Below are 7,934 nucleotides of genomic sequence, written 5' to 3' on the forward strand. Positions count from 1 at the left end.
CGGGGGGCCTGAGGGTTCGGGGGGCCTGAAGGTTCGGGGGGCCTGAAGGTTCGGGGGGCCTGAAGGTTCGGGGGGCCTGAGGGTTCGGGGGGGCTTGGGGTGTCCGCGGGGCAGCAGGGCCTCTGAACGGGCCACTGAACCCAGAAAACCCGCACTTCACCCAGGGAGTTATCCGGGTGAAGTGCGGGTTTCACTGGTTAACCAGTGAATCTGCCCGCCTGCGCGTCAGCTCAGCAGGGCGGTCAGCGGCGAGATCGCGAAGTACAGCACGAACAGCCCCGCGATGACCCACATCAGCGGGTGCACGGCCGCGAACTTGCCGCGCACCACCTTGATCAGGACGAACGCCAGGAACCCGGCACCGATCCCGGCCGAGATCGAGTAGGTGAACGGCATCAGCACGATCGTCAGGAACGCCGGGATCGCGATCTCCAGGTCGTCCCAGTCGATCCCCTTGACCTGCTGCATCATCAGGAAGCCGACCAGCACCAGCGCCGGGACGGCCGCCTCGTTCGGGATCACCTGGACCAGCGGCGAGAACAGCGTCGCCACCAGGAAGAGCAGGCCGGTCACCACGCTGGCCAGACCGGTGCGGGCACCCTCCGCCACACCGGAGGCGGACTCGATGTAGGAGGTGTTGCTGGAGACGCCGGCCGCGCCACCCGCGGCAGCGGCGATCGAGTCGACCACCAGGATCCGCTTCGTGTTCGGCGGGTTGCCCTCCTCGTCGAGCAGACCGGCCTCGGCGCCGATCGCGGTCATCGTGCCCATCGTGTCGAAGAAGTCGGCCAGCAGCAGCGTGAAGATGAACAGCGACACGGTGACGACACCGGCGTTCTCCCAGGAGCCGAGCAGGTTGAACTGACCAAGCAGACCGAAGTCGGGCTTCTGCACGATGTCGCTCGGCCAGGCGGGGACGTTCAGGTTCCAGCCCTTGGCGTTGTAGTCGCCCGCCGCGTCGAACGCCGGACCGACGTTCGCCAGCTTCTCCACCAGGATCGCCACCAGCGTGGTGACCACGATCGAGATCAGGATCGCGCCGCGAACACCCGCGACGAAGAGACCGATCATCAGGGCCAGCCCGAGGACGAAGACCAGCACCGGCCAGCCCTGCAGGTTGCCGCCGATGCCGAGCTCGACCGGCACCGGACCCACACCGGTACGACGCACGAAGCCGGCGTCGACCAGACCGATCAGCGCGATGAAGAGACCGATCCCCACCGAGATCGCGACCTTCAGCTGCGACGGCACGGCGTGGAAGACCGCCTCCCGGAAGCCGGTCAGGACCAGCACCAGGATGATCAGGCCCTCCAGGACCACCAGGCCCATCGCGTCGGCCCAGGTCATCTGACTGGCGATCGAGAAGGTCACGAACGCGTTGAGTCCGAGACCGGTCGCCAGCGCCAGCGGGAAGTTGGCGACCACCCCCATCAGGATCGTCAGCACACCGGCGGCCAGCGCGGTCGCAGCCGCGATCGCGGCGAAGTTGCCACCCGCGAGCTGCTCGCCGTTCATGTCCTGCCCCTGGAGCAGGATGATCGGGTTCAGCACGATGATGTAGGCCATCGTGAGGAAGGTGACCACGCCACCGCGGACCTCACGCCCCACGCTCGAGCCGCGTTCGGTGATCTTGAAGTAGCCGTCGAGACGACCCTGGCCGGGGGCGGTGCCGGCCCGGACGCCGGTCTTGGTCTGGTTGCTCACGGCGGGATTCTGGCAGAGGCGCGCACCGCGCCGGGTGCCCTCCCCCGATCTCGGCAACCTCGACTAGCGTGGGGGCCGTGGAACTCCGCGACGACCAGCCGATGCAGCACGAGTTCGGCAACCGCACCTACATCGTCGCCGACGTCGAGCCCCTCGACGTCGACGGAGTCCGGACCGTCGAGGTCGGGGTCGCGCTGTGGCTGATCGCCTTCATCGCCCTGCTGCCGTTCTACGGCCGACTCCAGGACGAGGGCAACGTGTGGTGGCTGTGGACCTGCCTGGCCGGCTTCGGCCTGGGCCTCTTCGGCCTGGAGTACTGCCGGCGACGTCGCAAGGAGCGTGGTGCCCGCCTCGAAGGGCCGACCGTGCCGAGCGACCCGGCCACCCCGCCGGACCCGACCGCGTCCTAGAAGGTCTCGAGCTCCTCGATGGAGATCGTGTCGACCACCGGGTCGGCCAGCGGGATCGGTTCGTGCTTCTTGGCCAGCCGCACCTCGGAGTGGGCACCGCAGCCGTGGTCGAAGCTGACCACCCGGCCGTCGTCGTTGGCGTTGCCGTTGGCGCAGACGCCGAACATCTCCGACAGCGGACCGGCCAGCCGCATCAGGAAGCCGCAGGTCGAGCACGAGTCGGGAGCCGACTGCGCGATCGGGGCCTCCGGGCCGCCGTCGCCGTCGTACCACCGCTGGGCGGCGAGGTCGCGGCCTTCCAGGGAGAGCGTGCGCACCCGACCCAGACCGAGCTCGTCCGCCACGGTGCGGACCTGGGCCCGCTCGTCGGCGTCGAGCTCCTCGTCGCCGAAGAGGTACGTCGGGACCAGGCGCGGGTCGTCCTCCTCGACCGGCAGCAGGTCACCGGGCGACAGGTCGCCCGGCTTGATCCGCTCGCGGTAGGGCACCCACGCCGGCGCCACGATCGCCTCGTCGCCCGGGATGAGCACCAGCTCGTCCACGGTGACGTGCTTCTGGCGCGATGCGCGGACCACGGTCACCGACCAGCGCCAGCCGACGTAGCCGGGGCGGCGGCACTCGAAGAGGTGGGTGACCAGACGCTCGCCCTCGACGACGTGACCGAGGTGCTCCCCGACGTCGGCCGCCTCGATCTCCTCGAGCAGGGCGGCGCGCGCGGCATCCACCGCCGCGACGGCGACGGAGTCGGGCTTGGGGCGCACGGAGGTCATCACTCGTGAAATCATGGCCCATCCACCCCGGTCGTGTCAGGTCGGGTCGGGATCCGGCCGGGATGCCGTGTCCCGGCGCCCGACATTCGGTGCCACGGGGCAGGATGAGGCCATGCCCCTGCCGCCCGACGATGCGCCCCACGGCGCCTCGACCGCCTCACGAGCGGGCTCCGGGGTCCGGGCCGTCGGCCGAGGCCTGGGCACCGGCGTACGAGCAGCCGGGCGCGCCACCCGCTTCACCGTCTCCTCGGCCCGTCGTGCGGCCCGTGCGGGAGGTGCCGGCGCCTCCGGCCTCTCCCGACTGATCGAGATGCACGCCTTCAACACCGCCGGCGACGCTGCGGTGGCGATCTCCCTGGCCGGCACGCTCTTCTTCCAGGTCCCCACCGGAGAGGCCCGCGACCAGGTGGCGCTGTTCCTGGGCCTGACGATGCTGCCGTTCGCCATCGTCGCTCCCCTGATCGGCCCCTTCCTCGACCGGTTCAGCCACGGTCGCCGCTGGGCGATCGGCGCCACGATGGCCACCCGCGCGTTCCTCTGCTGGGTGCTCGCCTCCGCCGTGGTGACCGGGTCGACCGCGCTCTTCCCGGCCGCCCTGGGGGTGCTGGTCGCCTCCAAGGCGTACGGCGTGACCCGCGCCGCCGCGGTCCCCCGCCTGGTTCCCCACGGCTTCACCCTGGTCAAGGCGAACGCCCGACTCTCGCTCTCCGGGATCGTCGGGGCCGCGGTCTCGGCACCGATCGCGGGGGTGGCCGCCACGTTCGGCGCCGAGTGGTCGTTGCGCTACGCGTTCGTGCTCTTCGTGGTGGCGACGATCCTGGCGATCCTGCTGCCCGGCAAGGTCGACGTCAGCCTCGGCGAGGAGGGTCTGGCCCTCGGGCCCGGCCCCAGCGCCACCACCGGCCCCGCCAAGCGGATCGTCCGCGCAGCGGTTCCCCCGGCGGTCTCCTTCGCCCTGCGGGCCAACTGCGGACCCCGCTGGCTCTCGGGCTTCCTGATCATGTTCCTGGCGTTCCTGCTGCGGGAGAACCCGATCGGCGAGTGGCGCACCGAGGTCCTGCTCGGCATCGTCATCGGCGGGGCCGGCCTCGGCAACGCGATCGGCATCGGCGTGGGCTCGGTGCAGCACCGGCTCAAGCCGTCATCGCTGGTGGTCCTGGCACTGGTCGCCGACACCGCCGCCGTCCTGGTGGCGGCACTCTTCTACGGCGTGCTGTCGCTGGCGCTGCTCGGCGTCACGGCCGGGGTGGCCCAGGCGCTGGCCAAGCTCGCCCTCGACTCGACCATCCAGCGCGACGTGCCCGAACGGGTGCAGTCGAGCGCGTTCGCGCGCTCGGACACCACCTTGCAGCTGGCCTGGGTGCTGGGCGGCTTCATCGGGATCGCGATCCCGCTGGTGCCACAGCTGGGGCTCGGCGTGGGGGCGGCCGTGCTGGCCACCTGGTTCGCCTTCGTGATGTCCACCCGGCCCCGGGCGATCTCACCGAGCTGAGCGGCGACCGATCAGAGCTCGAGCTCGTCGGCCAGCGCGCGCAGCAGCTTGGCGGTCGGCTTCGCCGTCCGGGCGTCGGGGTGTCGCCCGTGGCGGTAGCCCTCGCCGACGTTGTCGAGCAGCCGGATCAGGTCCTCCACGATGGGAGCCATCTCGTCGGGCGACTTGCGGCGGGCGTGCTGCTGGTTGCGGGAGACCGATGCGGGCGCGTCGAGGATCCGCACCTGCAGCGCCTGGTCGCCGCGGCGACCCTGGGCGATGCCGAACTCGACGCGGGTGCCGGCCTTGACGGTGGTGACCCCGTCGGGCAGCGCCTCGGCGCGCACGTAGACGTCGGGGCCCTCCTCCTGGGACAGGAAGCCGAAGCCCTTCTCGGCGTCGTACCACTTCACCTTGCCTGTGGGCACGGTCAGACCTCTCGGATACTCGCGCCGGGACCCGATGTCACGGCGACGGCACAGCCTATGTGGCCGCCCCCGGGTCGGGCCACCGGGTTCGGCAGCGGTCGACTCAGGGGGCGCCCCGGTGGCCGTCCAGCCAGTCGGGGAACTCGTGCAGCGAGTCCAGCACGACGTGGGTGCCCGCGTCGAGGAGCTCCTCCCGGGTGCAGCCCCCGGTCAGCACCGAGACGCTGGTGACACCGGCCGCCAACGCGCCCTCGACGTCGTGCAGGTGGTCGCCGACATAGATCGAGGCGCCCTCGCGGCGCAGCACGTCGGCCTTGCCCACGCCCCACACCCAGCCCTCGAGGTGGTCGACCTCGAGCTCGAGGTGGTCGAGGTGCAGCCGGGCGTTGGGTGCGTACTTGCCGGTGACGACGAGCAGCCGGCCCGCGTGCCGTCGTACGGCGGCCAGCGCGTCGGCCGCCCCCGGGAGCAGGGGCACCGGGGCGATCGCGTGCTCGGGGTAGAGCGCCCGGAACCGGTCCGAGGCCGGCGCGATCGCCTCCTCGGCCAGGTGGCCGGCGAGCAGCTGCTCCAGCGGTGGGCCCAGGCGTGCGGTCATCTCGCCCACCGGGAACTCCACTCCCAGCTCGACCCCGAGCACCTCCAGGGTCGCGGCGAACCCGAGGGTGGTGTCGATCAGGGTCATGTCCAGGTCGAACCCGACCACGAGCGGGGACGCGGGAGCGGCGGCAGGCATGGGGTCACCCTAGGCAGCGATTGGATCAGCACCCATTCCCGTGCCACGCTCGTGCTCCATGCGTCACAATGGACGTTTTCCACATCACGGGGACCGATGAGGAGCAAGTGAGCCGGGTGCCAGGACGTCGTGTGCACCGACGCGTCGTACGACGTGTCGCGATCGCTGCTGCCCTCGCGCTCCTCTCCCCGGTGCTGACCACCTCGCCCGCCACCGCGTCGGCCGGCTCCGAGGACCAGCCCACCGCCCTGCACCTGGTCACGCTGACCGGCGCCGGCCTCGCGGGCTACCGCGGCGCCCTGCCCGAGCAGTTCCGGCGCTGGCAGCTCGGCCAGACCCAGGACGAGGTGCTGGCCGCGATCGGGGCCGACGAGCCCGTCTACCGGTGGACCGAGGCCCTGAACGGCTTCGCCGCCGAGCTGACCCGCACCCAGGTGAGCGCCCTCCAGGCTCGCCCCGACGTGGTCTCGGTCGAGAAGAACATCGTGCGGACGCTCGCCGGCTCGCCCTCCGGCGCCGCCGGCCTGCTCGCCTCCGGCCGTTCGCGCGGGGGCGCCGGCACCGTGATCGGCATCGTCGACACCGGCATCTGGCCCGAGAGCCCGCTCTTCTCGGCCGTCCCCGGCCTCGGTCGCGCTCCGCGCGGCTTCCGCGGCGAGTGCGAGGTCGGGCCGGGCTTCGGCGAGTCCGCCTGCAACCGCAAGCTGGTCGCCGCTCGCTGGTTCGTCGACGGCTTCGGTGACGAGAACCTGCGCTCCTCCTCCCGGCTCTCCCCTCGCGACGACAGCGGTCACGGGACCCAGATGGCCTCGATCGCCGCCGGCAACGCCGGCGTCTCGGTCCGGGTGAACGGCCAGCGCCTCGGCGACTACGCCGGCTCCGCCCCGCAGGCACGGCTCGCCGTCTACAAGGCCTGCTGGACCGCCCCGGACCCCGACGACGACGGCTGCTCGACCGCCGACCTCGTCTCCGCGATCGACGCCGCCACCCGTGACGGCGTGGACGTCCTGAACCTCTCCGTCGGCGGCCCGGGCGGGGTGGACACCGTCGAGCGCGCCCTGCTCGGCGCGGCCGAGGCCGACATCGTCGTGATGGCCGCTGCCGGCAACGGTGGCGAGCGGTCCTTCGCTGCGCACGCCAGCCCCTGGGTCACCACGGTGGGCGGCACCACCGGCGCGGTACGCCGGGGCACCGTCGCCCTCGGCGGCGCCGCGAACCTGCCCGGCGCCATGTCCTCCACCCGCTCGGCCGGTCCGGCTCGTGTCGTGCTGGGCGCACGGGTCCCTGCCCCCGGCGCAACGTCCCAGCAGGCCCGCCTCTGCGAGCCCGGCAGCCTGGACGCCGCCCGGGTCGCCGGCGCCATCGTGCTCTGCGAGCGGGGCGGCCTCGGCCGCGTGGACAAGTCCGCGGCGGTCGACCGCGCCGACGGCGTCGGCATGATCCTGGCCAACACCGGACCCGGATCGATCGATGCCGACTTCCACAGCGTCCCGACCGTGCACCTGTCGGCGCGCGAGGTCCGGACGCTGCGACTGTGGCTCGCCGGCAACCCCCGGGGCAGGGTCACCCTGCGCCCCGTCGGTGTCCGGCAGCCTCCCGCCCGGGTGCTGGACTCGTCCTCGGCCGGCGACCCGAACGCCGCCGTCGTCAAGCCCGACGTCGTCGCGCCCGGCCAGGGCGTGCTCGGCGCCGTACCCCCTTCCGTGCGCTCGACCCGCTGGGACTTCGTCACCGGCACGTCCGCGGCCACGGCGTACCTCAGCGGCGCCGCCGCCGTGCTGGTACGACGCACCGGCTGGTCGGCCAGCGCGATCCGCTCGGCGCTGACCACGACGTCGGCCCCGCTGGGTGACGCCGCCCTGGCGTCGGGAGCCGGCCGGGCGCGTCCTGCGCGGGCGACCTCGCCGGGGCTGGTGCACGCGGTCGAGGCGGGCGACTACCGCCGGTGGCTCAACGGCGACCTGCGCGAGCTGAACACGCCCTCGATCCTGATGGCGGGCGACCGCTCGAAGGCCACCCGGACGATCACGAACGTCGGACGGCGGGCGATGTACTTCTCCTCCTCGGTGGCCGGCTTCACCCGCCACCGGGTCACGCTGACCCCGGCAGCGGTCCGGCTCGCTCCGGGCGAGAGCGCGACCTACACCGTCACCGTCGAGCGCGGAGCCGGCGTGCTGCCGCTCGACGACGGGTTCGTGACCTGGCGCGGCGCCAACGGCGCGACCACCCGGATCCCGGTCGTCATCACCCGCTGATCCGGCGGCGCCGGACCAGGAGCCACGCCCCGGCACCGAGCATCGCGATCCCGCCCAGGGCACCGACGGCCACCTCGCGCCAGCGCCACGCCAGCCAGGTGTCACCGAAGAGGCGCTGGGCCAGCCCCACGTGCCGCTCACCGGCCAGCGCATCGGCCGC

The 7,934-nt window shown here is 72.5% G+C and carries 7 protein-coding genes; 3 read left to right on the forward strand and 4 right to left on the reverse strand.

Translation table 11 applies throughout. The features are described 5' to 3' along the window. Positions 1–225: 225 nt before the first annotated feature. Positions 226–1,704, reverse strand: coding sequence for an NCS2 family permease (locus tag ABZE72_RS14100; RefSeq protein ID WP_372729666.1), 1,479 nt, complete (start codon positions 1,702–1,704; stop codon positions 226–228). 77 nt (positions 1,705–1,781) lie between these two features. On the opposite strand from ABZE72_RS14100, the gene ABZE72_RS14105 reads away from it, so the two are divergent. Beyond that, on the forward strand, positions 1,782–2,114 hold the full coding sequence (locus ABZE72_RS14105; protein ID WP_372729667.1) for a DUF2530 domain-containing protein: 333 nt from the start codon (positions 1,782–1,784) through the stop codon (positions 2,112–2,114). Here the strand turns inward: ABZE72_RS14105 and ABZE72_RS14110 are convergent. Continuing rightward, entirely contained in the window at positions 2,111–2,899 is a 789-nt protein-coding gene (locus tag ABZE72_RS14110) for a DUF3027 domain-containing protein (RefSeq protein ID WP_372729668.1), read from the reverse strand. The genes ABZE72_RS14105 and ABZE72_RS14110 overlap by 4 nt on opposite strands. A 97-nt stretch (positions 2,900–2,996) precedes the next feature. Here ABZE72_RS14110 and ABZE72_RS14115 point away from each other — a divergent pair, with 97 nt between their 5' ends. After that, a complete protein-coding gene (locus ABZE72_RS14115) occupies positions 2,997–4,376 on the forward strand; it encodes an MFS transporter (protein WP_372729669.1) in 1,380 nt (459 codons plus the stop codon). Positions 4,377–4,387: 11 nt separating this feature from the next. Here ABZE72_RS14115 and ABZE72_RS14120 read toward each other — a convergent pair whose 3' ends face one another. Next, the gene (locus ABZE72_RS14120; RefSeq protein WP_372729670.1) at positions 4,388–4,783 is read right to left on the reverse strand and encodes a cold-shock protein; all 396 of its coding nucleotides are present in this window, start codon (positions 4,781–4,783) and stop codon (positions 4,388–4,390) included. A 103-nt stretch (positions 4,784–4,886) separates the two neighbouring features. Further along, on the reverse strand, positions 4,887–5,519 hold the full coding sequence (locus ABZE72_RS14125; RefSeq protein WP_372729671.1) for an HAD family hydrolase: 633 nt from the start codon (positions 5,517–5,519) through the stop codon (positions 4,887–4,889). Between the two features lie 116 nt (positions 5,520–5,635). On the opposite strand from ABZE72_RS14125, the gene ABZE72_RS14130 reads away from it, so the two are divergent. Beyond that, complete coding sequence (locus ABZE72_RS14130) at positions 5,636–7,774, forward strand: S8 family serine peptidase (protein ID WP_372729672.1); 2,139 nt, start codon at positions 5,636–5,638, stop codon at positions 7,772–7,774. The last annotated feature ends 160 nt before the right edge of the window (positions 7,775–7,934 follow it).

Source organism: Nocardioides sp., assembly GCF_041600255.1.
Classification (GTDB): Bacteria; Actinomycetota; Actinomycetes; order Propionibacteriales; family Nocardioidaceae; genus Nocardioides.